The organism is Agrobacterium tumefaciens (assembly GCF_005221385.1).
In the GTDB taxonomy this organism is placed as follows: domain Bacteria; phylum Pseudomonadota; class Alphaproteobacteria; order Rhizobiales; family Rhizobiaceae; genus Agrobacterium; species Agrobacterium tomkonis.
Map to the genome: position 1 here is coordinate 2,680,045 of NZ_CP039903.1, position 21,206 is coordinate 2,701,250.

24 protein-coding genes are annotated in these 21,206 nt (G+C 60.7%); 6 read left to right on the forward strand and 18 right to left on the reverse strand.

The window, feature by feature from the left end:
- Nucleotides 1–89: 89 nt before the first annotated feature.
- The 4 genes from CFBP6623_RS13365 to rplU form a co-directional block, all read right to left on the reverse strand.
- The gene (locus CFBP6623_RS13365; protein ID WP_046799657.1) at nt 90–680 is read right to left on the reverse strand and encodes a GNAT family N-acetyltransferase; all 591 of its coding nucleotides are present in this window, start codon (nt 678–680) and stop codon (nt 90–92) included.
- The gene (locus CFBP6623_RS13370; protein ID WP_046799658.1) at nt 677–1,309 is read right to left on the reverse strand and encodes a GNAT family N-acetyltransferase; all 633 of its coding nucleotides are present in this window, start codon (nt 1,307–1,309) and stop codon (nt 677–679) included. The genes CFBP6623_RS13365 and CFBP6623_RS13370 overlap by 4 nt, the downstream gene beginning before the upstream one ends.
- Nucleotides 1,310–1,440: 131 nt before the next feature.
- Nucleotides 1,441–1,710 carry a 50S ribosomal protein L27 gene (gene rpmA, locus CFBP6623_RS13375; protein ID WP_003492686.1) on the reverse strand — a complete coding sequence of 90 codons (270 nt, stop codon included), beginning with the start codon at nt 1,708–1,710 and terminating at the stop codon, nt 1,441–1,443.
- A gap of 40 nt (nt 1,711–1,750) precedes the next feature.
- Nucleotides 1,751–2,065 carry a 50S ribosomal protein L21 gene (gene rplU / locus CFBP6623_RS13380; RefSeq protein ID WP_003492690.1) on the reverse strand — a complete coding sequence of 105 codons (315 nt, stop codon included), beginning with the start codon at nt 2,063–2,065 and terminating at the stop codon, nt 1,751–1,753.
- Between the two features lie 332 nt (nt 2,066–2,397).
- On the opposite strand from rplU, the gene CFBP6623_RS13385 reads away from it, so the two are divergent.
- Complete coding sequence (locus CFBP6623_RS13385) at nt 2,398–2,838, forward strand: metallopeptidase family protein (protein ID WP_046799659.1); 441 nt, start codon at nt 2,398–2,400, stop codon at nt 2,836–2,838.
- A 17-nt stretch (nt 2,839–2,855) separates the two neighbouring features.
- On the opposite strand, the gene CFBP6623_RS13390 is transcribed toward CFBP6623_RS13385, so the two are convergent.
- From CFBP6623_RS13390 to CFBP6623_RS26830, 3 genes are read right to left on the reverse strand one after another with little or no spacing between them, the layout of a single operon-like run.
- On the reverse strand, nt 2,856–3,062 hold the full coding sequence (locus tag CFBP6623_RS13390; protein ID WP_003492695.1) for a DUF1737 domain-containing protein: 207 nt from the start codon (nt 3,060–3,062) through the stop codon (nt 2,856–2,858).
- A complete protein-coding gene (locus tag CFBP6623_RS13395) occupies nt 3,059–3,970 on the reverse strand; it encodes an HpcH/HpaI aldolase/citrate lyase family protein (RefSeq protein ID WP_046799660.1) in 912 nt (303 codons plus the stop codon). The genes CFBP6623_RS13390 and CFBP6623_RS13395 overlap by 4 nt, the downstream gene beginning before the upstream one ends.
- Before the next feature lie 12 nt (nt 3,971–3,982).
- Nucleotides 3,983–4,135, reverse strand: coding sequence for a hypothetical protein (locus CFBP6623_RS26830; RefSeq protein ID WP_162249031.1), 153 nt, complete (start codon nt 4,133–4,135; stop codon nt 3,983–3,985).
- Here CFBP6623_RS26830 and CFBP6623_RS13400 point away from each other — a divergent pair.
- From CFBP6623_RS13400 to leuB, 3 genes are all read left to right on the forward strand, one after another.
- A complete protein-coding gene (locus tag CFBP6623_RS13400) occupies nt 4,080–4,310 on the forward strand; it encodes a hypothetical protein (RefSeq protein ID WP_046799661.1) in 231 nt (76 codons plus the stop codon). The genes CFBP6623_RS26830 and CFBP6623_RS13400 overlap by 56 nt on opposite strands.
- 164 nt (nt 4,311–4,474) lie before the next feature.
- Nucleotides 4,475–5,080: a 3-isopropylmalate dehydratase small subunit gene (gene leuD / locus CFBP6623_RS13405; protein ID WP_046799662.1), complete on the forward strand. Its 606-nt coding sequence runs from the start codon at nt 4,475–4,477 to the stop codon at nt 5,078–5,080.
- A gap of 217 nt (nt 5,081–5,297) precedes the next feature.
- Entirely contained in the window at nt 5,298–6,410 is a 1,113-nt protein-coding gene (leuB, locus tag CFBP6623_RS13410; protein ID WP_046799663.1) for a 3-isopropylmalate dehydrogenase, read from the forward strand.
- On the opposite strand, the gene CFBP6623_RS13415 is transcribed toward leuB, so the two are convergent.
- From CFBP6623_RS13415 to cobA, 3 genes are all read right to left on the reverse strand, one after another.
- Nucleotides 6,391–7,635 (reverse strand): cytochrome-c peroxidase, encoded by a 1,245-nt coding sequence (locus tag CFBP6623_RS13415; protein WP_046799664.1) that lies wholly within the window; start codon nt 7,633–7,635, stop codon nt 6,391–6,393. The two genes, leuB and CFBP6623_RS13415, sit on opposite strands and share 20 nt — an antisense overlap.
- Before the next feature lie 228 nt (nt 7,636–7,863).
- Nucleotides 7,864–9,180, reverse strand: a complete 1,317-nt coding sequence (locus tag CFBP6623_RS13420; protein ID WP_046799665.1) for a cobyrinate a,c-diamide synthase — start codon at nt 9,178–9,180, stop codon at nt 7,864–7,866.
- Nucleotides 9,177–9,965, reverse strand: a complete 789-nt coding sequence (gene cobA, locus CFBP6623_RS13425) for a uroporphyrinogen-III C-methyltransferase (protein WP_046799666.1) — start codon at nt 9,963–9,965, stop codon at nt 9,177–9,179. The genes CFBP6623_RS13420 and cobA overlap by 4 nt, the downstream gene beginning before the upstream one ends.
- A 58-nt stretch (nt 9,966–10,023) precedes the next feature.
- Between cobA and CFBP6623_RS13430 the strand changes: the two genes are divergently transcribed.
- Nucleotides 10,024–11,154 carry a cobalt-precorrin-5B (C(1))-methyltransferase gene (locus CFBP6623_RS13430; protein ID WP_046799667.1) on the forward strand — a complete coding sequence of 377 codons (1,131 nt, stop codon included), beginning with the start codon at nt 10,024–10,026 and terminating at the stop codon, nt 11,152–11,154.
- Here CFBP6623_RS13430 and cobM read toward each other — a convergent pair.
- Genes cobM through CFBP6623_RS13445 form a run of 3 tightly spaced genes read right to left on the reverse strand, consistent with a single transcriptional unit; the run spans nt 11,109 to nt 13,587 of the window.
- A complete protein-coding gene (cobM, locus tag CFBP6623_RS13435; RefSeq protein ID WP_046799668.1) occupies nt 11,109–11,882 on the reverse strand; it encodes a precorrin-4 C(11)-methyltransferase in 774 nt (257 codons plus the stop codon). The genes CFBP6623_RS13430 and cobM overlap by 46 nt on opposite strands.
- Nucleotides 11,879–12,298 (reverse strand): cobalamin biosynthesis protein, encoded by a 420-nt coding sequence (locus CFBP6623_RS13440; protein ID WP_046799669.1) that lies wholly within the window; start codon nt 12,296–12,298, stop codon nt 11,879–11,881. Before CFBP6623_RS13440 ends, cobM begins: the two co-directional genes overlap by 4 nt.
- Nucleotides 12,292–13,587 (reverse strand): bifunctional cobalt-precorrin-7 (C(5))-methyltransferase/cobalt-precorrin-6B (C(15))-methyltransferase, encoded by a 1,296-nt coding sequence (locus CFBP6623_RS13445; protein WP_046799764.1) that lies wholly within the window; start codon nt 13,585–13,587, stop codon nt 12,292–12,294. The genes CFBP6623_RS13440 and CFBP6623_RS13445 overlap by 7 nt, the downstream gene beginning before the upstream one ends.
- Here CFBP6623_RS13445 and CFBP6623_RS13450 point away from each other — a divergent pair.
- Nucleotides 13,586–14,368, forward strand: coding sequence for a cobalt-precorrin-6A reductase (locus CFBP6623_RS13450; protein ID WP_062654430.1), 783 nt, complete (start codon nt 13,586–13,588; stop codon nt 14,366–14,368). The genes CFBP6623_RS13445 and CFBP6623_RS13450 overlap by 2 nt on opposite strands.
- On the opposite strand, the gene CFBP6623_RS13455 is transcribed toward CFBP6623_RS13450, so the two are convergent.
- Genes CFBP6623_RS13455 through cobN form a run of 5 tightly spaced genes read right to left on the reverse strand, consistent with a single transcriptional unit; the run spans nt 14,335 to nt 21,194 of the window.
- Entirely contained in the window at nt 14,335–15,096 is a 762-nt protein-coding gene (locus tag CFBP6623_RS13455) for a precorrin-3B C(17)-methyltransferase (RefSeq protein WP_046799671.1), read from the reverse strand. The two genes, CFBP6623_RS13450 and CFBP6623_RS13455, sit on opposite strands and share 34 nt — an antisense overlap.
- Nucleotides 15,093–15,860, reverse strand: a complete 768-nt coding sequence (locus tag CFBP6623_RS13460) for a precorrin-2 C(20)-methyltransferase (RefSeq protein WP_046799672.1) — start codon at nt 15,858–15,860, stop codon at nt 15,093–15,095. Before CFBP6623_RS13460 ends, CFBP6623_RS13455 begins: the two co-directional genes overlap by 4 nt.
- A complete protein-coding gene (locus tag CFBP6623_RS13465; protein WP_046799673.1) occupies nt 15,857–16,489 on the reverse strand; it encodes a precorrin-8X methylmutase in 633 nt (210 codons plus the stop codon). Before CFBP6623_RS13465 ends, CFBP6623_RS13460 begins: the two co-directional genes overlap by 4 nt.
- Nucleotides 16,486–17,844, reverse strand: coding sequence for a precorrin-3B synthase (cobG, locus tag CFBP6623_RS13470; RefSeq protein ID WP_046799765.1), 1,359 nt, complete (start codon nt 17,842–17,844; stop codon nt 16,486–16,488). Before cobG ends, CFBP6623_RS13465 begins: the two co-directional genes overlap by 4 nt.
- A complete protein-coding gene (gene cobN / locus CFBP6623_RS13475) occupies nt 17,844–21,194 on the reverse strand; it encodes a cobaltochelatase subunit CobN (protein WP_080841821.1) in 3,351 nt (1,116 codons plus the stop codon). Before cobN ends, cobG begins: the two co-directional genes overlap by 1 nt.
- Between the last annotated feature and the right edge of the window lie 12 nt (nt 21,195–21,206).

Below are 21,206 nucleotides of genomic sequence, written 5' to 3' on the forward strand. Positions count from 1 at the left end.
AAGGCCGGTTTGGGGCAAACCGGTCTTGTTCAAAGCATCGGGCCGAAAAGTGTATAGCGGTTTTCGGAAAACCCGATGCTCCTTAAGTGTCAGCGGTGCGGCCGGATGAAATCCTCAGCCGTGATCATCGTATCGATATGCGCCACCATGGCGGCGCGTGCCGTGGCGTAGATCTGGTGGCAGCCGGTCACCCGGAAGCCGAGTTTTTCCTGGACACGCAGCGAAGCGGGATTATCCGCAAACACGCCGGAATGAAGGATCACCCCCGGCATACGGCGGAAAAACCGCTCGACCACGGCGGCCACCGCCTCGGTCATGTAACCCTTGCCCCAGTAGAAACGGTTGAGCCAGTAGCCGAGATGCCACTCGCCGTGCCGCAACTCCACCGAGACCACACCGATCAGGGTATCGTCGCCACTGGTGATGGCGAAATCCCAGTCGGGCAGCGTGCCGGAGGTACGCAGCACCAACCATTCCAGCGCATCCTGCTTATGGTAGGGCGCAGGAACGCGGGCCAGCATCTTCGTCACGGCGAAATCGCCAAGCGATTCCGCAATGCTGCCAGCATCGGAAAGCCGCTGCGGCCGCAACACCAGACGCCGCGTCTCGATGACGGGGCAGGGGCCGGGCGGCGCTGCGGCGGTGGTGGCCCGGCGGCGGGTCAGTTCGAGCGCACTCATCCCATGTCCCCCCAGCTCTTCAGCGAAACCCAGGTCTTGCGGTCCAGCCTGTACCATTCGACCGGCACCATGCCACCGAGCGCCAGCGAGCCGACCATGCCGGACCCCTGGAACTGGAAACCGCACTTCTGGATGACGCGGCGCGAAGCGATGTTGGTGACCCGGCAACGGGCATCGATCTGGTCGATTTCACGCGTGCGGAAGGCCATGTCGATCAGCGCATGCGCTGCTTCCGTCATGTAACCCCGGTTCCAGTAGGGTTCCCCCAGCCAGTAACCGATTTCCAGCGTCTTTTCATCTTCCTGGGGTTCCAGCGCGCAGCAGCCCAGAAACTCGCCATTGTCCATGCGGGTAATCGCATAGACGCACTTGCCAATCTCGCCAGCTTTGGAGCGTCGCACAAAATCCGCGGCGTCTTTGGCCGTGTAAGGGTGCGGCATACGCGACACCATGGTCGCGATATTGGCATTGTTGGCAAGATGGGCAAGGGCGTCGATGTCTTCTTCGTGAGGCTTGCGTAAAACCAGCCTCTGCGACAGTAAAACGGGGCAATCGCTCCTCGACCGATCGGGCCTCGGCCGTTCCTCGGGTGACCGTGATTGGTCATCCCTTAACAATTCAGCTTGCATGGTTCAGTCCCTCCATGAGGTTAAAGAAAAAGGGGAGTTGGGTGGTGCCCCATCTCCCCTGTTTTCTTGACTGAACCTGATACGTCTCAGCCGGGTCGATGGGACACCGGCTGCATATGACGCTTACCGGCTTATTCTGCGGCTTCCGCTTTCGGAGCCACGGATACGAACACGCGGCCGTTGGCCTTCGTGCGGAAGTTTACATTGCCTGCGGTCAGCGCAAAAATCGTGTGGTCCTTGCCGATGCCGACGTTGGCGCCCGGATGCCACTGCGTGCCGCGCTGGCGCAGAATAATGTTGCCTGGAATGACGGCTTCGCCGCCGAACTTCTTCACGCCAAGGCGCTTGGATTCGGAATCGCGACCGTTACGCGAGGAACCGCCAGCTTTTTTGTGTGCCATTGGAGTTCTCCTTTAAACCTTGTTTCCCGTGTCGCGCCGATCAGGCAGCAACGATGTCCGTGATGCGGACGACAGTGTGATGCTGACGATGGCCGCGCGAACGCTTGGAGTTCTGACGACGACGCTTCTTGAAGGCGATGACCTTCTTGCCGCGATTGTGCTCGACAACTTCAGCCTTGACGATGGCGCCCTTGACAAAGGGTGCACCGAACTTGGCGTCGGCGCCTTCGCCAACAACGAGAACTTCGGTGAATTCTACAGTTGCGCCTGCCTCTGCTTCCAGCTTTTCGATGGTCAGCACGGCGTCGGCTGCTACGCGGTACTGCTTACCGCCGGTCTTGATGACTGCGAACATTTGTTATCCTTTCATGTTCGTTCCGGCTCTGCCCGCCAAAGCAAGCTGGCCGTCTTTTTATCAGTCGGAATTTGGTAGAAACCCGTCGGGACAGGCTGTCCCTTTGAATGTCTGCCGGTGAAGCCGCCTTTTTAAGGACGGAATAAACGGAAGGCGCACTACGCCATCAATTTGGGTGCCGATTACGCGAGCCGCCGGTTTATGTCAAGATGACGACGGCTTGAAAAGTAACTGTAACGCCAAGAATTTCATGCTTTTTCGGCGGGTGAAGCAGTCAGGTCTCGAAATTTGCGCAGCAAGTGTTTATATGGGCCTACCAACAAGGAGCAGAAATGGCCCGCATAGACCAGACCGACGATTGGCGGGACCGCCATGCGCCGACAATTTCCGCCTTCGAGTCGCTTGCGATCGAGGCATATGGCCACCTGCCAGAAGAATTCCGCGCACTGACGAAGGATCTCATCATCGAGATCGCGGATTTTCCGACCGACGAAGTCTTCGAGGACATGGCGCTCGAAACGCCCTTCGATCTTCTCGGACTATTCGAGGGTCGTGGCATCTCCGAACGTTTCACCATGGAAACGGGCGAGATGGTGAATCGCATCACGCTCTATCGCCGCCCCATTCTCGACTATTGGGCCGAGAATGAGGAAACGCTTGGCGACATCATCACCCATGTCCTCATCCATGAAATCGGCCATCATTTCGGCCTGTCGGATGATGACATGGAGCGGATCGAGGAAAGCGCCGACGAGGCCGCTGCGGAGCGATAGCCCCGCCGCGGCGCGTCTTATTGTTCGCCGAGCTTCATATCCGGATGATATTCCTTGCCCTCGACCACCTTGGTCACGGCCTGGCCGCAATGCATGACGCCGCTTGCGGCGTTGAAGGCATAGCTCGGTGAGCCGGCAAGTTCCCATCCCTTGTTCAGCGCCTCTGTGACCCGGTGACAGAATTTTGAGTCATCGGGGCCGGTTATGAAACGATAGACCTTCACGTCTTTTCTGCCTTTCTTTGGGCGATGATATCGGCCATGGCGACCAGCCGTTCGGCCTCAACCACATGCAGCCGCTCAATCATCCGCCCGTTCATGTTGATGACGTTCAATTCCACAGATTCCGGTTTTGCGAAAGCGGCAATAATCTCGCGGGCTTCCGCAACCGACGCCTCATCCGGGCCGAAATGCCGGTTGGCCGGTTCGATCTGGGCCGGATGGATCAGCATCTTACCGTCAAAGCCCATCGCGCGTCCCTGTTCGCATTCGACCTGAAAAGCCGCGATATCGCGAAAATCATTGGAGACGCTGTCAATGACATCGAGGCCATAGGCCCGGGCGGCCAGCACCACCTGCATCATCCATGGCACAAGATAGGCGCGACCGGGCAAGGCAGGAACACGTGTTTCCTTGCGCAGATCGTTGAGGCCGATGACGAAAGCGGTAAGCCGGGCATCCGGCGTGTGGGCGGCATCGGCGATCGACGCAGCGTTGAGAACACCGAGCGGCGTTTCGATCATAGCCCAGATTTTCATTGCCTGCGGCGCGTCCGCCTCCGCCAGAAGGTCGGCCACTTCATGAATATCGGCGGGCTGCTCCACCTTCGGCAGAAGAACCGCCTGCGGTCGGCAGGAAAGCACGAGCTGCAAATCCGCCTTTCCATCCGGAGTGGAGAGCGGGTTGATGCGGATAATCGCCTCGCGCCCGGCAAAGGGTGCGTCTAAAAACAGCTTTTCGAGATTTTCCCGCGCCTTGCCCTTCATGTCGGGCGCGACGGAATCCTCAAGATCGAGGATCACGCCGTCACAATCGAGATCACGGATTTTTTCGAGTGCTCGGATATTTATGGCCGGAACCGACAGCAGCGAACGGCGCGGTCTCACAAGAATATTTTCAGAAAAATTGACCATGCCGCACTTGTGTCAAGCTTTTGTGACATCTGCAAGCTGACAATCCACTGAATCCTCTTGCAAGCCGGAAGAAGAAGGCCCACATTCGTCTGGAAAGAAAGGTTGAATCATGCAAGGCATCCGTTCATTTTTCATCGCCGCCTCTGGCATAGCAATTCTGGCCATGGCTGCTCTTTTCACGGCGTCGCTCACGGTCGCTTTTATCGGCGTGCTCGCCGTTCTCAGCGCTGCCCGTATGCTTTCCGCGCGCCTTAAGCCGGCCCCCATCCCCGTCAAGCCTCGCCACCAGCGCGATATGCGCGTCTGGAACGATGGCAAAGGCACGATTATCGATCTCTGAGATCGTTTTAATCGGGTCAAAATGCGAGGACGCTGCACGAGGCGTACCGAAGAACGCGGGTTTGCGCTTCTAAAGCGCCAAGTTTTGCAGTATTTCCCGAACGGGAACATCCGGCAGGCTTTGCCCGCGCCGGATTTGTTCAAGGGAAACACGGGAAGCGACAGATGGAAAAATTCACCAAGCTGACGGGCGTCGCCGCGCCCATGCCGGTGGTCAATATCGACACCGATATGATCATTCCGAAAGACTATCTGAAGACCATCAAACGCACGGGCCTTGGCAAGGGCCTCTTCGCCGAGTCGCGTTACCTTGAGGATGGCTCGCCCAATCCGGATTTCGTTCTGAACAAGCCCGCGTACCAGAACGCCCAGATTCTGGTGGCTGGCGACAATTTCGGCTGCGGCTCCTCGCGCGAACATGCGCCATGGGCACTTCTCGATTTCGGCATCCGCTGCGTGATATCCACCAGCTTTGCCGATATCTTTTACAATAACTGTTTCAAGAACGGCATCCTGCCTGTTGTCGTCAGCCCCGAGAACCTCGAAAAGCTGCTTGATGACGCCTCGCGCGGATCGAATGCCGTTCTGTCCATCGATCTGGAACGCCAGGAAATCAGTGGTCCCGATGGCGGCACCATCACCTTCGAGATTGATGAATTCAAGCGCCATTGCATGCTGAACGGCCTCGATGACATCGGCCTGACCATGGAGCATTCCGGCGCCATCGACACTTTCGAAAAGGCCAACGCCTCGGTCCGTCCCTGGGCCTGATCATATTTACGCTCTTCAAAAAAAGCCGATCCCGTACCAAACCGTACCGGATCGGCTTTTGCTTTGCTTGAAAAGCCCTTGAGGCGGAGATAAGAAGCCCTCGATCCGTCCGGCTGGTGATAGACTTGGCAAGGACGGAAACGAGTTTGACGCCGCGCGCGCCGCCATCGAAAACCCTTCGTGATGTTTTCCGGCGCGCCGCCCAAGGAGGGTTCTCATGACAGTCCGTTCGCTATTCCTGCTGCCCGGTGACGGTATCGGCCCTGAAGCCATGACTGAGGTCCGCAAGCTGATCGATTATATGAACAGCGCGCAAAATTCCGGCTTCACCGTTTCGGAAGGCCTCGTCGGCGGCTCTGCTTACGACGCCCACGGCGTGGCGATTTCCGATGCGGACATGGAAAAGGCGCTTGCCGCCGATGCGATCCTGTTCGGCGCCGTTGGCGGCCCGAAGTGGGATGGCGTTCCCTATGAACATCGCCCGGAAGCCGGCTTGCTGCGCCTGCGCAAGGACCTCGAACTTTTCGCCAATCTGCGCCCTGCCATCTGCTATCCCGCACTTGCCGCCGCTTCCTCGCTAAAGCCGGAGCTGGTCGAAGGCTTGGATATCCTCATCGTTCGCGAACTGACGGGCGGTGTCTATTTTGGTGAACCGAAGCAGATCATCGATCTCGGCAACGGCCAGAAGCGCGGTATCGACACGCAGATTTACGACACTTTCGAGATCGAGCGCATCGCCAGCGTCGCCTTCGAACTGGCCCGCACCCGCGATAACCGCGTCTGCTCGATGGAAAAGCGCAACGTCATGAAATCAGGCGTTTTGTGGAACCAGGTCGTCACCGAAACCCACGCCGCCAAATACAAGGACGTGCAGCTGGAGCATATGCTGGCTGATGCCGGCGGCATGCAGCTGGTGCGCAAGCCCAAGCAGTTCGACGTGATCGTGACCGACAACCTCTTCGGCGACATGCTTTCCGACGTTGCGGCCATGCTCACCGGTTCGCTCGGCATGCTGCCTTCCGCTTCGCTTGGCGCACCTGATGCCAAGACCGGCAAGCGCAAGGCCATGTATGAGCCGGTGCACGGTTCGGCACCTGACATTGCCGGCAAGGGCATCGCCAACCCCATCGCCATGATCGCCTCCTTCGCCATGTGCCTGCGCTACTCGTTCAACATGGTTGACGAGGCGACGAAGCTCGAAGCGGCAATCGCAAACGTGCTGGACCAGGGCATCCGCACCGCCGATATCATGGCCGACGGTTGCCGTCAGGTCGGCACCGGTGAAATGGGCGACGCGGTTCTCGCCGAATTCAAGGCGCTTTCGGCGTAACGTTGACAGGAACCGGCTGGGCAGGCGGCACCGCCACCTGCCCAGCCTCCTTGGGTAGAAGATGCTCATACCGCCGGTCGGTCAGCGTTTTCAGAAAAGCCACGACGGCATCCACTCGCTTGTCATCCAGCGCCGGCGCGGATGTCAGCTCCGTCATGGCGATATTCTCGGGCACCTCAGGCGCATCCCATGTCTTGCCGGTTTCCGGATTGATCTGACGGCTGGGCTTCTTGCTCTTATATTTCACGTAAAACAGCACCACCGTGCGCAGATCCCTGAACACGCCATTGTGCATATAAGGACCGGTAACGGCGACGTTACGCAGGGTCGGCACCTTGAACTTGCCGCGCTGGGCGGGATCGCCGCCCACGTCAGGATTTTGCGCCAAACCCAGATCGACCGCACCGGGCTTCGAGCCATTCACCGCCCTGACAGCCGTATTGGCGGGAACGCCGATATTGAAATATTTGTGGTTGGTGAAGAGGCCGTCTTCCAGCCCCCTGGCGCCGCGGATTTCATGGCAGGTATTGCAATTGGTGAACTGCGTCGAGGAAATCAGAACCCGGCCCAGTTCTTCCTGATCCGTCAGCTTTTCCTCGCCGCGCAGGAAGCGATCATATTTCGAATCGAAGGTTGAGAATTCGTCCGAACGCTCGAAACTCGCCAGCGCCTTGGTCATCGCGGCATAGGCGGTTTCATCGCTCTGAAAGACATCATTGCCGAATTGCGTGCCGAAGGCTGCAACGTAATCCGGGTTTTCCCTGAGCCGTTTTACGACAGAGGCCTTGTCCGGCATGCCCATTTCAAGCGGATTAAGCGGCGGGCCGCCCGCCTGATCTTCCAGCAGCGAGGCCCGGCCATCCCAGAACTGGCCGCCGACATACTCACCCGTCGCATTCTTGCCGAAAGGCGGCGTGAACCTCGCATAGGCCGCCGTCGGCGCATTGCGGTCGCCGAGCGAAATGCCGTCGTCACCCAGAGATACATCCCGCCCGACCTTCTCGCTCTCCCGCGCATCGGAAAAACCGGCCGCCTGCATATGGCAGGTGGAACAGGCCATGGTGCGGTTCATCGAAAGATTGGGATCGTCGAACAGCGCTGCGCCCAGCTTTTCCAGCGTCGCATAATCTTCACCGCCATGAGCGGACGTGCCGTTCCCACCGAAGGGAGCCAGCAGAATGGATGCGGCAAGAGCGGCAGAGAGAAAAATTCGGGGCTTTATCATCGGTAGGCACGCTCGAGACAAAATGCGCGATAGCAGGTTCTGGCCGGAAAATATGAAACAGCTTTCAATCCGACCAGACTTCACGGAACATGGATCGCAGGAGTTATTTCCGCTTTTCCATGTTCCCTGACGCGATCTATAGCACTTTCCCCTGGCCAGAGCCTACAAACTTTCGCAGCTTGCTCCACTTTGCCGCACATCCCGTGGAATGGCGATGATGCAGAACACTCAACCGCCTCTCGCGATAGCATGGAAGAAAGTGCCAGACACGAAACCCCTTCTACCGCCCGATGGCCCGAGCGGACGGCCCTGACCGTCGGCGATCTCGGCAAAAGCTGCATCATGGCCGGGATTGATGACCCGCGCATAGTGAAACTCATGGCCGCGCAGAACATCTCCCGCCGAGCCGAGCGGACCACTTGCCGTGATCGTTGCCTGCCGGTAACCAAGGTTCATCTTGCGTGTCGCAAAACTGGTGGCATGCGACAGAAGCCCGGTCATGGCATGGGTCACCCCATCGGCATCTTCCAGCGCCTCGCCAAGCACCATGTAACCGCCGCACTCGCCATGAACAGGCCTTGTCGCGGCAAAACGGGCAATGCCCGCCTTGAAACCGGCCGCATCCGCAAGCTTTCCGGCAAAAAGTTCGGGATACCCGCCCGGGAGCCAGCAGACATCGCAGCTCTCGTCCGGCGCCTCATCAGCCAGCGGCGAGAACGGCACGATTTCGGCCCCCGCCGCATGCCAATGCTTCCTGAGATGCGGATAAAGAAAGGTGAAGGCGGCATCTTCCGCCAGCGCGATGCGCTGGCCGGGCGGTGCAATCGCCGCGTCCACCGAACCGGAAGGCACCTGCACGGGCGCCGCGAGTGAAAGCAAGGCGTCGAGATCGATGGATTTTTCCATCGCATCCGCCAGCCGTTCTATATGCGCATCGATTTCCGGGTGTTCGCTGGCCTGCACCAGCCCCAGATGCCGCTCTGGCAGGATAAGCGAGGGATCGCGCAGGACACAGCCGGCAACGGGTAGGCCAATTTTTTCGATGGCTTCCGTACACAATGTCCGGTGTCTTTCACTGCCGGCCCGGTTCAGCACCACTGCCGCCATGGTGACGTCAGGGTCGTAATGGGCAAAACCATGAGCAACAGCGGCGGCCGTCTGCGACTGGCCCGACACATCCAGCACCAGCAGCACGGGAATGCCGAATAGCCGCGCCAGATCCGCCGCCGAACCGGTGCGGTTTTCCGCCACCGGAATGCCATCGAACAGGCCCATGGCGCTTTCGATCAGAACGAGTTCCGCAGCCTCGGTCTGCTGCGAAAACAGATGCCGCAGCAAATCCGGCTGCATGGCCCAGCTATCCAGATTAAGGCCGGGCGTGCCGGTGGCGAAGGCGTGGAAACCGGGATCGATATAATCCGGTCCCGTCTTGATGCCGCGCACCTTAATCCCTCGACGGGCAAAGGCCCTGAGCAGACCGATGGTCACGCTGGTCTTGCCCGACCCCGAGCGCGGTGCGCCGATGATGATCGCCCGCGCCGTCATGAACCGACCCCACCGAGACGGCTTCGCATCGAAACAATCTCACCGATCACGATCAAAGCCGGCGCTTCGAAGTTTTCCCGCTTTGCATCGTCGGCTATGCTTTCCAGCTTACCGATGAAAATGCGCTCCTGCTCAGTGGTCGCTGACATGATAACCGCAACCGGCGTCGTGCCCGAACGTCCGCCCTGCATCAGCAGCGTTGCAATCGACCCGATATTCTTCAGCCCCATGTAAACGACGATGGGTTCCTGCGTTTTCGCGAGCGCCAGCCAGTCGAGATCCTCCTCCGTGCCCGCCGCATGGCCAGTGGCGAGGGTCACGGCGCGGCTGATGCCGCGCATGGTGGCGGGAATTCGCGCTGAAGCAAGAGCAGCGAGTGACGAGGTCATGCCCGGTAAAATCCGGAACGGAATACCGGCGCAGACAAGCGCCTCCGCCTCTTCACCCCCGCGCCCGAAGATGAAGGGGTCACCGCCCTTTAGCCGCAGCACCTTTTTGCCTTGGCGGGCGAAATCGATCAGCGAGGCGGTAATGTCATCCTGCGTCGCGGAAGGCTTGCCGCCGCGCTTGCCGGCAAAGACGATTTCAGCCTGCGGACCAAGGGCAACAACATCGTCGCTGACCAGAGCATCGCGAACGATGACATCGGCCTCAGAAAGCGCCAACGCCACTTCCAGCGTCAGATAACGCACGTCGCCCGGCCCTGCGCCCGCGAGCCAGACGTGACCGGCCTCAAAGACCGGACCTTTTGCGGCAATGCTGTTCAAAATCTGCGGTATCGACATTCTTTTTGGCTGCTTTTTAACGATGACGGAAAAAGCCGTCCCGGCTATAGGAATTCATATGGAAACAGATGGAAAGACCCTTCGCCGCGGCTGGACCACGGGTACCTGCGCGGCGGCCGCCACGAAGGCGGCTTGCGCCGCCCTTCTGACCGGGGAATTTCCTTACCCTGTCGAGGTCGAACTTCCAAGCGGCGCAAGGCCGGCATTTTCCCTCGCAACGGAAGAAAAAGGTGAGGACTTCGCCCGCGCTGGCGTCGTCAAGGATGCCGGAGACGATCCCGACGTCACCCATGGCGCCCTGATTGAAAGCACGGTCAGACGGGGAGAACCCGGAAGCGGCATCACTTTCAAGGCCGGCAAGGGCGTCGGCACCGTTACCCGGCCGGGCCTGCCGCTGCCGCCGGGAGAACCCGCCATCAACCCGGTGCCGCGCAAGATGATCGAGGCCGCCATTCGCGAAGTGGCTGGCGCGCAGACCGATTTCGAAGTCGAGATTTCCGTCCGTGACGGCGAAAAACTGGCGGAAAAAACCCTGAATGGCAGGCTCGGCATTCTCGGCGGCATTTCCATTCTCGGCACCACCGGCGTCGTCATTCCCTTTTCCTGCTCGGCCTGGATCCACTCCATCTGGCGCGGCATCGATGTGGCGCGGGCAACTGGCTGCGCCCACGTGCTTGGCGCGACCGGAAACACCTCCGAAAAGGCCGGGCAAGCACTGTATGACCTGCCTGAGACGGCGCTGATCGACATGGGCGATTTTATCGGCGGCATGCTGAAATATCTGCGCAGCCATCCAGTCGAGCGGGTAACGATCGCCGGCGGTGTCGCCAAAATGACCAAACTCGCCCAGGGCATGCTCGACGTGCATTCCAAGAAAGGCCTTGCCGACCTTGAAGCGTTGGCGGCTTTGGCCGCGGAGGCGGGAGGGGATGACAATCTCGCCACTGCCATCCGTCAGGCCAACATGGTCGCGCACGCCTTTCAGCTGGCCGAAGACGCGGGGATAGACCTCGGGGCAATCGTTGCGAAAAAAGCCTGGGTAACCGCCGCGGCGGCGCTGAACACGCCGGCCATCGCGCTCGATATTGTGGTTTTCGATCGTCAGGGTGCGCTCAAGGGGCGCACCGCCTCCACGCCGTCGCATCAACCCGCCGCATCTTCTTTCGGAGAACGGAACCGGCGTACATAGTCGGTACTATAAAGCGCGCTCTCACGAAAATCCGTCGAGGCAAGCCCGCGACCGACAAAGATCAGCGCCGTGCGCTCCACCGGCTCGGCCGCAAGCTTGCCCTCAATATCGAACAGTGTGCCGCGAATGACCCGCTCATCCGGCCAGGACGCACGTACCACGATGGCAACGGGGCAATCGGACCCATAAAGCGGCGACAGCTCCTCCACCACCTTGCCGATGGCATGGATGGCGAGGTGAATGGCGAGTGTCGTGCCAGTCGCACTGAAAGCCTTCAGCGTCTCACCGTCAGGCATCTTCGATGCGCGACCGGAGATACGGGTCAGCACGAGGCTCTGCGCCACTTCGGGCACCGTCAGTTCCCGCTGCAAGGTGGCGGCAGCGGCAGCGAAGGAGGGCACGCCGGGCGTGACGGTATAATCAAGCCCCAGCCGTTCCAGACGGCGGATCTGCTCACCCATGGCGCTCCAGACGGAAAGGTCGCCGGAATGCAGCCGCGCCACATCCTTGCCTGCCTTTGCCGCCGCAACAAATTCCGCCTCGATTTCATCAAGTGAAAGAGCAGCCGTATCGACGATGCGGGCACCCGGCGGGCAATAATCGATCAAGGCCTTCGGAACCAGCGAACCGGCATAAAGACACACAGGGCAGGCAGCGATGAGATCGCGCCCGCGCACCGTTATGAGATCTGCGGCACCCGGACCGGCGCCGATGAAATGAACCGTCATTCTTCTTCTCCGTATTCAATGGCGCAGTCGCTACCACGTGGCGCGTTGCTCGTCGTTGCGATAGCCACAGTTACATCACCGACGACGAGTCGTTGCCCAACCAGCCGTGCACCTACTCCAGCTGCCGCAAGCGCCGAAGCTTCACTGACGCTTGGCGTTCCGGCGTGATCGAGACTGGCCCGTGAAAATGTCATTGTCTCCGCGGCAACCGCTTCGAGCCGCTCCTGCGTTACGATTTCAAGCGGCAGCGACAGGGCTTTTGCTGCTTCCGCAAGGCCGGCTTCCCCGGCCTTGAGCGGTGCAGTCGCCAAAGAGTCGACCGTCAAGCCAAAGTTCCGCTCGGCGGCGCGTATAGCCGCGATGATTGCATCCGAAGCAACACCTTTGCGGCAGCCTATACCGGCCACGGTCACCATGGCTTGACCCAGCTCCACTGAGTTACCGGCATGGCCGGACGCCAGCCTGACATGGAACCGACAGCCACTACGCGGGACACCTCCAGCCGGATCATCGAACCGCCAAGCCGCGCATGAGCGGCCAGCAGCACCGCTTCCATTTCCAGCGTCACCGCATTGGCGACCAGCCGACCCCCGGGTTTCAGAGCCTCCATGGCAGCCTCGAACACACCTGCTTCGCTGCCGCCACCACCAACAAAAATAGCATCCGGCGTGGGCAAGCCTTCAAAAGCCGCCGGGGCCACGCCGATCATGACCTCCAGCCCCGGAACGCCAAAAGCATCGGCATTGCGGGTAATTCGCTCCGCTCTTTCCGGATGTTGCTCTATGGCGATGGCGCGCAGCGAAGGATGCGACAGCATCCATTCGATGCCGATCGAGCCGGAGCCCGCGCCGATGTCCCACAGCAGTTCTCCACGCCGGGGCGCCAGCGAGGAGAGCGTCACAGCCCGGATTTCACGTTTGGTTATCTGTCCGTCATGTTCGAACAGGCTGTCATCGAGCCCATGCGTAAACGGCAGGACACGCGCATCCTCATCCGCCACGACATCAATCGCCACAACATTCAGCGGGTCAATATCTTCAAAGGCAAAACCAGCCGCCCTGGCTTGCCGCCGCCTTTCGTGCGCTCCGCCCAATGCCTCGAGCAGGATGAATTCCGACCGACCAAAGCCGGACTCGGCCAGCAACCCCGCGATCAAGGCCGGGTCGCGCTCATCCGAGGTCAGCGCAATGATGCGCGCGCCGGGATGCAGATGCGGCCGCAAAAGATCGATGGAGCGCCCGTGCAGCGAAACGCATGCAGCCGATTGCAGCGCCCAGCCAAGCCGCGCTGCAGCCAAAGAAAAGGCGGAAGGCGAGGGATAGCAGACTGTTTCCTCCGACGGAATCCGCCGAAGAAGCGTAACGCCGACACCATAAAAAAATGGATCGCCGGAGGCGAGCACGCACACCCGGCATCCGCGCAATGAGAGAACATCGCTCATCTCCACATCGAACGGCACCGGCCAGGGACGCGCATCGCCCTGAATGGCCACAGCGGCCAACTCCAGATGGCGTTTGCCGCCAAAAACAACATCGGCCGCTTCGATCGCCCGTAGAGCATTTTTGCCGAGCCCTTCAAGCCCGTCCTCGCTTATGCCGACGATGGAAAGCCACGGCTCTTTTTTCTTTTCAGCGGAAACGCTCTTTTCAGTAGAAGCTATCTTTTCAGTAGAAGAACTGGCCGTTCCGGAATATTCAGACGTCATGACACGCTCCATACTCATCCTTGGCGGCACGGCGGATGCCCGCATTCTGGCCGGCAGGTTGGCGGAGGACTCCGGCTACCGAATTCTGCTGTCCATGGCGGGCCGCACGCTCTCGCCGGTCGAACAGCCGGTACCGATGCGCAGCGGCGGGTTTGGCGGCGCGGCAAGGCTGGCGGATTTCATCCGCTCCGAGGGTTTCGATATTCTGGTCGATGCCACCCATCCCTATGCGGCGAGAATTTCCGCCAACGCGGTTGAAGCGGCAAGGCTGGCCGACATTCCGCTTGTCGCGCTTTCGCGCCCCGTCTGGCAGCACCAGCTGGGTGACAGGTGGCAGAGCGTCGACACCATCGAACAGGCCGTTGCCGCGCTCGGAGATGAAAGCAGACGTGTATTTCTGGCTCTTGGCCGTCAGGAGTTGCTTCCCTTCGAAGCCGCACACCGGCACAGCTATCTTATCCGCAGCGTCGATCCTGTGGAGCCGCCGCTGAAAGTACCGGATGCGCGCTACATCACCGCGCGCGGCCCCTTTGCGCTCGATGACGAAATCCGCATGCTGGAGGAAAACCGGATCGAGACGGTGGTTTCCAAGAATTCCGGTGGCAGCGCCAGTTACGGCAAGATCGAAGCGGCGAGACGGCTTGGCCTGCCGGTCATCATGATCGAGCGGCCACGCACTCTCGGCGTCGCGCGCCTGAAAGGCACGACGGTGTCGGACATAGCGACTGCGCTCACCGCCATCCGCCATCAGCTCTCCCTTTTTGAAAACCGCGGTGAATAAACGATCGGCTCCTTGCCGGAACGCTCGATCAGACGGGTTTCCACCGAACCGACGATGACGCAGGTGGCCATGTCAGCCATATCGCTTGATGCTTCCGACAGGGGCACGACCCGAATGCGCTCGTCTGCCCGGCCTGCGGCGCGACCGAAGATCACCGGCACCGAGCCGGGCAGATGCGCGCGCAAAAGATCAAAAGCGGTGCCGAGCTGGTGCGGCCGCGCCTTGCTGACGGGGTTGTAGAAAGCCATCACAAATCCGGCTTCCGCCACCGCGATCAGCCGCTTTTCGATGATGCCCCACGGCTTGAGATTGTCCGACAGTGAAATGGCGCAGAAATCATGGCCTAGCGGCGCGCCGGCCTTTGCCGCAACGGCCAGCATCGCGGTCACACCCGGTACGACGGAAAAATCGATGTCGCGCCATTCAGACGGGCCATTTTCAATCGCCTCGCAGATGGCCGCCGCCATCGCGAAAACACCGGGATCGCCGCCGGAAACCACGCAGACCTTGCCACCTTCGGCGGCAAGCCGCAGCGCCTGTTCGGCGCGGGAAATTTCCTCACGATTATCGGAGGCATGGCGGCGCTGGTGAGGACCAAGCGACAGGCGGTCGAGATAGGGAATATAACCGAAGAAATCTTCCGAAACCTCAACTGCAGCCAGCGCTTCCGGCGTTACCTGCGCTGCACTGCCGGGGCCGAGGCCAACGACGACAAGCCTACCCGTCATGGCTTTTCCCCTGCAGAGGGTCTGGTTTTCCAGCCGGGAACCAGAACCAGCGAAAAATAGGGTGCCGGCGATGCGTCACGCTCGATAAGCGGCACCGCATGGCTGTTTGCCATGGTGCCGCGCTCCACATAAAGCGCCTCGCTGAGCTTGCCGGCCCTTTCCAGCGCCCGGCGGATTTTTGGCAGATTGCGCCCGACTTTCATGATCACGGCTCCGTCCGTGCCGGAAAGACGTTCCGCGAGAATATCTTCCGCCAGCGTTCCAGGAAGCACGCTCAATATGTCGTCACCCTGCACCAGCGGCAGCCCGGCCATGGACCAGCAGCCGGACATGGCGGTGATGCCCGCAACCACCTCTGCATCATAGGACGGTGAAAGCCGCAGATGAAGGTGCATATAGGAGCCGTAAAACAGCGGATCGCCTTCCGAAAGCACGGCCACATTGCGCCCAGCTTCAAGATGGGTGGCGATGTCCTTCGCCGACTGGTCGAAGAATGCGGTGATCGCGCCGCGATAATCCTCGCCGTCCTTGTCGCTTTCAACGGTTACCGGATAGACCAGCGGCATTTCCAGCGTGCCGGGGCGGATGAAAGCTTCAACGATGCCGCGACCATTACCGCTGCCGCCCTTCTTGCAAAAGAAGGCAAGCACATCGGCATTTTCGATGGCGCGCACCGCCTTCAGCGTCAGAAGCTCCGGATCACCGGGACCGGTGCCGACGCCAACCAGTTTACCCTTGGCATGTTCAAAAAGAGCCGCACTCACAGGCCTGCCCTCGCAACCGCATTGATGGCGGCGGCCGTCATGGCCGAACCGCCCATACGTCCCTTGACGATGGCATAGGGAATGCCGAGTGTACTTGCCTCCAGCGCATCCTTCGATTCCGCCGCGCCGACGAACCCGACAGGCATGCCGATGATGGCGGCGGGGCGCGGCGCACCCTTTTCCAGCATCTCGAGAAGATAGAACAGTGCCGTCGGTGCATTGCCGATGGCAACAAGAGCGCCGTCCAGTTTTTCCGCCCAGAGATCGAGTGCGGCAGCGGAACGGGTATTGCCGATCTTTTTCGCAAGCTCCGGTGTGCGTGGATCACGCAATGTGCAGATGACGGCATTGTCAGTCGGAAGCCGGGCGTGGGTCACGCCATGGGCAACCATTTGCGCATCACAGAGGATGGGCTTTCCCGCCAGCAACGCACCCCGCGCAGCGGCAACGAAATCGGGCGAGAAACGGAAATGGCCGGCCGCTTCCACCTGCCCGCAGGCATGGATCATGCGAATGGCGATATCCGCCTGCTCTTCGGTAAAGCCGGATAAATCCGCTTCTTCGCGGATAATAGCAAAGGAGCGCTCGTAGATCGCGTTGCCGTCGCGAATATAGTCATAGTCGGTCATCGGTCATCCTGTCGAAGCGCCGCACCAATCGCTTGCCTGCCAAGACGGGCAAGCAGGGTGGCACCGTTTTCCCCGGGCTTATGTTCTTTTTCGTAAAGACGGGCAAGCCGCGAAAGCGCCGTCCTCTGCTGCGCGAAAGGTAAAATGCCGTCCGGCGGGTCGCCGGCGCGGCCGGAAACGGAAAAGGCAAGGCCATCCGCCGTGCCGCAAAAGGCCAGAAGCGACGGGGCAGGGTGCGCACAACCTTTGCCACAGCCGGAAATATGCAGCGTGAAAGAGCCGTCGAGCAATGAGGCGCATTCCCGGGAAGCAAAAGCCGCCAATTCATGGGTGGGGAGAAAAGCCGATGCGCAGCCCGGCGCGCCGGGACAGACGGCGATGGAAGATCGCGCATCACCCGCTTCGGTAACGAAACCACACGCGCCCGCAGTCTCAAGCAGTGCATCGCAATCGGATTTCGATCCAAAAAATAGCATGCTATGGTTTGGTGACGGCCGTAAGGCCTTGATGCCGAGCATATCGGCGTCCTGGCAGAGACGCGATAAATCAGAGCCTCGGACCTGCCCGAAGGCAGGCGCGGCACCGGCGGCAAAAAAACCCGTGCCCGCTGCCATCAATCCCAGCGGCGAAGAAGGTGCCCGGACGGCCTCGGTCTTTATCACCCGATCCAGCAGTAGGTCACCACAAACCGCTTTGATGGTCGATTGGTCCAGATCGCGGCCACGGGCAAGCGGCCCCTTGCCGGCGAGATAAAGGAGAAGCGACAGAACGACATCCGCCGCCACACCCGTCTCGACCAATCCCGCATTCAGCGCCTTGCTTTCCGGCCCACTGACAAGCAATTGCCAGGAGATCCTGCCGTCCAGCCGGATCGCTTTCAGGCGAATATCCGCCAGCAAATCCCCCATGGAGAGATGTCCGCCGCCATCGATGACGACAGAAATTTTGGCGGCGAGCTTTTCATGAAGAGCGAGCCTGTCGGCCGCTTTCCGAATCTGCTCGGCAAGAAACCGCCCATCAGCGATTTCCGCATCATCCCGGCCGGCGAGAGGCGAAGTCTCTACTGCCATGCCCTCGCGCAGCGGCAGCCCGAGCGCCAGAACATCTTTTTCCAAGGCGCATGCGCTTTCCAGCGTCAGGCCACGGAACTGGAGGCTGCCGCGTGCGGTGATATCGAGCAACCCATTGCCGTACCGCTCGGCCAGATCGCAAAGTGTCGCCATCGCACGGGGCGAGATATCCGCTTCGAAAGCTACCCGGGACAGAAAGCCATCGCCGGTCCGCATGGGTGCTGAGAGCGCCGGGCAAAGACCGCGGCGACCGAATGGCTGAACGGGATCGGCAGCAGCAGCCATCACGCGCCCACCCTTTCTGTGCGGGGCAGGATCAGCATTTCCAGCTCCGCATCCACCGCATTTCGCCGGCTGTGCCACAGGCCACGACGGCGAGCGGAGAGGAAGCGCTCGGCCATCACCTGGGCTGCCCTCGGGTTTTCCCGCAGGATGAAATCGCGCACCTCCTCATTGCCGAAATAGGCATCATAAAGCGCCTCGATCAGCGAAGAGGAAACCGAATGGGTGGTTTCGGCAAAACCGACCAGCCTGTCCACCGTCTCGGCAAATTCCGCCGCTCCGCGTGGGCCATGCCGCATCTGGCCGGCAATGAAACGCGGATTGACGGCGCGTGCGCGCACCACACGCGTCAGCGCCTGCGTCATCGACCTTGCACGCGGGCGTGCCGGATCTGTCGTATCCAGCGCCACAATATCCGCCACGCCGCCAAGTGCGGCCTTCGCGGCAGAAAAGCCACCGATAAAGGCGACATCGGAAGAACCGTCGAGAAGATCACGGCCGGGATCATCGCCGGTATGGACAAGAAGATCGGCCCGGCGCAACAGTTCCACAAAACCGGCATCCTCGAAAATCTCCAGCCCGTCCGCGCCGCCAAAAGCATGGCTTGCGGCGTCGAGATAGGCCTGCCCCAGTTCTTCGCGTTCGTCCCATTTTCCGCTGGCGAGTTTTTCTTCGATACCCGCGCCATAGGTGCCGGGCGCGGAACCGAAAATGCGCGCCGGAATGTGCCCCAGCGCAGCCGCTTCTTCTGCCAGCGGGTTATCACCCGGTGCTTCGTCCCGCCGCGCCACGGCCTTGGCGGCGGCATCAAGGAGCGCGATCAGCGCCGGGAACATGTCGCGAAATAGACCGGAAATGCGGAAAGTGACGTCGACACGTGGCCGCCCGAGGCTCGCCGGCGGCAGAACCTCAATGCCGGTGACGCGGCCGGTAGCAGGGTCATGGATCGGTCTCGCCCCCATCAGATGCAGCGCCTGCGCCACATCCTCGCCACCATTACGCAGGCTGGCGCTGCCCCAGAGATCGAAAACCAGATGTTTCGGCCAGTCTCCATGGCTTTGCAGATGGTGGCGAAGTACCTCTTCGCCCGCCATGCGGCCAAGCTCGAAGGCCGTCGGCGTCGGCATGGTGCGTGGATCGGCGGCATAAAGATTACGCCCTGTGGGCAGCACATCCAGCCTTCCGCGCGCGGGTGCGCCGGAAGGGCCGGGGGAAATGTGGCAACCGTCGAGCGCGGCGAGCAGCGCGGCTTTCTCCGCTTTCGCACTTTCAAGCCTCAACGGATCGGCTTCACCTTCCGGGCAACGGCCGAAAATATGCTGACCATCCTTGATGGCGAAATCCTTGAGGTCGCAGAGAAAGGCGTCGATGCGCGACAGGGCCGCGTCGGCATCGTCCTTCGCCCCTACGCCTGCCTCCGCCGCAAGCCCGGTTTCCAGCGCCTTTTCGACGATGAGTTTCGCCAGCCGATCGCGACGGCGGCGATCCAGCCCATCCGCCTGCGCATATTCGTCAACCAGCTGTTCCAACGCCGATTGTTCCGGCGAAAGCCCGGCATTCACCAGCATTGGCGGAATATGACCGATGGTGATGGCCGCAATCCGCCGTTTGGCCACCGCTGCCTCGCCTGGATTGGAAACGATAAACGGATAGATTACCGGCAGCGGGCCGGTGACGATTTCGGGAAAACAATTGCGCGAAAGCGCGACCGTCTTGCCCGGCAACCACTCCAGCGTGCCATGTGCGCCGACATGCACGATGGCATGCGCCGCCGCGACCCGCTGCATCCACGCGCCGAAGGCGACAAGTGCATGGCGGGGTGGCAAGGCGGGGTCGTGGTAGTCCACCCGTCGATCCTCGTTTCGCCCACGGTCCGGTGCGAGCGCCACGAACACATTGCCAAAGCGGGCAACGCGAAAGCGGAATGCGCCATCGGCAAGCGCATTGTCACTTTCCGCAGTTCCCCACGTGGCATTCACGGATGCGGTGGCCGTTTCCGGCAAAGCCTCAAGAAAATCTCGATAAGCGGAAAGACCAATCGCCGCTTCCTGGCGCTCGACACAATCCAGCAGAGCCCGAGCCGTGTCTGGAATATCCGACACCGCATATCCCGCATCGGCAAGATCGCGCAACATTTCAAGCACGCTTTGCGGCACATCCAGACCGACGGCGTAACCCGTGCGCCCCGGCGCGGCGCCCGGGTAATCGGGCATCAGAATGACGACACGGCGATCCTGTTTCGGTGCCTGTTTCATTCGCAGGAAGGCGGAGATGCGGTTCGCCACCTGCTCGACACGATCCACCTCCGGCACGTTCAGGAGGCTGGCCCCGCCATCCGCCCGCGCCTGTTTGAACGAGATCGCACCGGCGAGAATCCGGCCATCCAATTCCGGCAGAACCACATGCATGGCAAGATCGGACGGGTTGAGGCCGCGCGCATTTTCCGCCCAGCCATCTCGCCGGGTCGTTGCCATGGCCACCTGAAACACCGGCACGCCAAGGCGGTCGAACACTGTTTTTCCGACTTCATCCGTCTGACTGGCAAAGGCGGTGGCGGCAATGATGGCGGCAGGCTGGAGGTCAGGCAACACGGTTTCGAGAAAGCGGATGGCCTCGCCATCCTTCAGGCCGCTGACGAAAATCGGCATTGGCGCAAAACCGCGCCCGGAAAGGGCGTGGAAGAGCGCATCAACGGGTGCTGCATCATCTGCCAGCAGCATCGATCGGTAAAAGAGAATGGGCAGTCTGACTGTATCGGCTGCAAAAGCGGCACTGGCCTCCGCTTGACTGACGACGCCATGCCCGGGCCGGTAAAATCCGGCCTTCGGCAATGGTTCAGCCTGGATATCCGGCCACGCGCTATCCTTTGCGAGAGCCGCAAGACCAGCTGCAAGGCTGCCCATATTCGCCCTTCCCCCTTCACGAAAAAAGGAAAGGGCAGAGGCCAGTATCTGAATGTCCACGGTCGACGCCGCTTCGAGTTTTTCGTCCCTATCGCTGCACTCGCCCGGCAAAAATAGAAGCTTGAAGCCGCGCCGGCGGGCCATAATGGCAAGCTGATCGACGCCATAGCGCCATCGATCCGCCCCGCCGAGAATCCGGATAAGGATAACGCGGGCGTGCTCCGCCGTCTTTTCGATCCACAGATCGACCGACATGGGGTGGCGAAGCTCGGAGAGGTTGGCGGCGGAGAGCGCAGGGAGAGTATCTCCAGCTTCCCGCCACGCCCGCTCCAGCCCGGCAAGATCGCTTGCCGAAAAAGACAGCACCACCACATCCGAGCGGGGCTGGTTGAGATCAACCGGCTCGATCAGATCGTCCAGAGACGAGGATGTGGTGGCGAGAATATGCATCTACAGCATTTC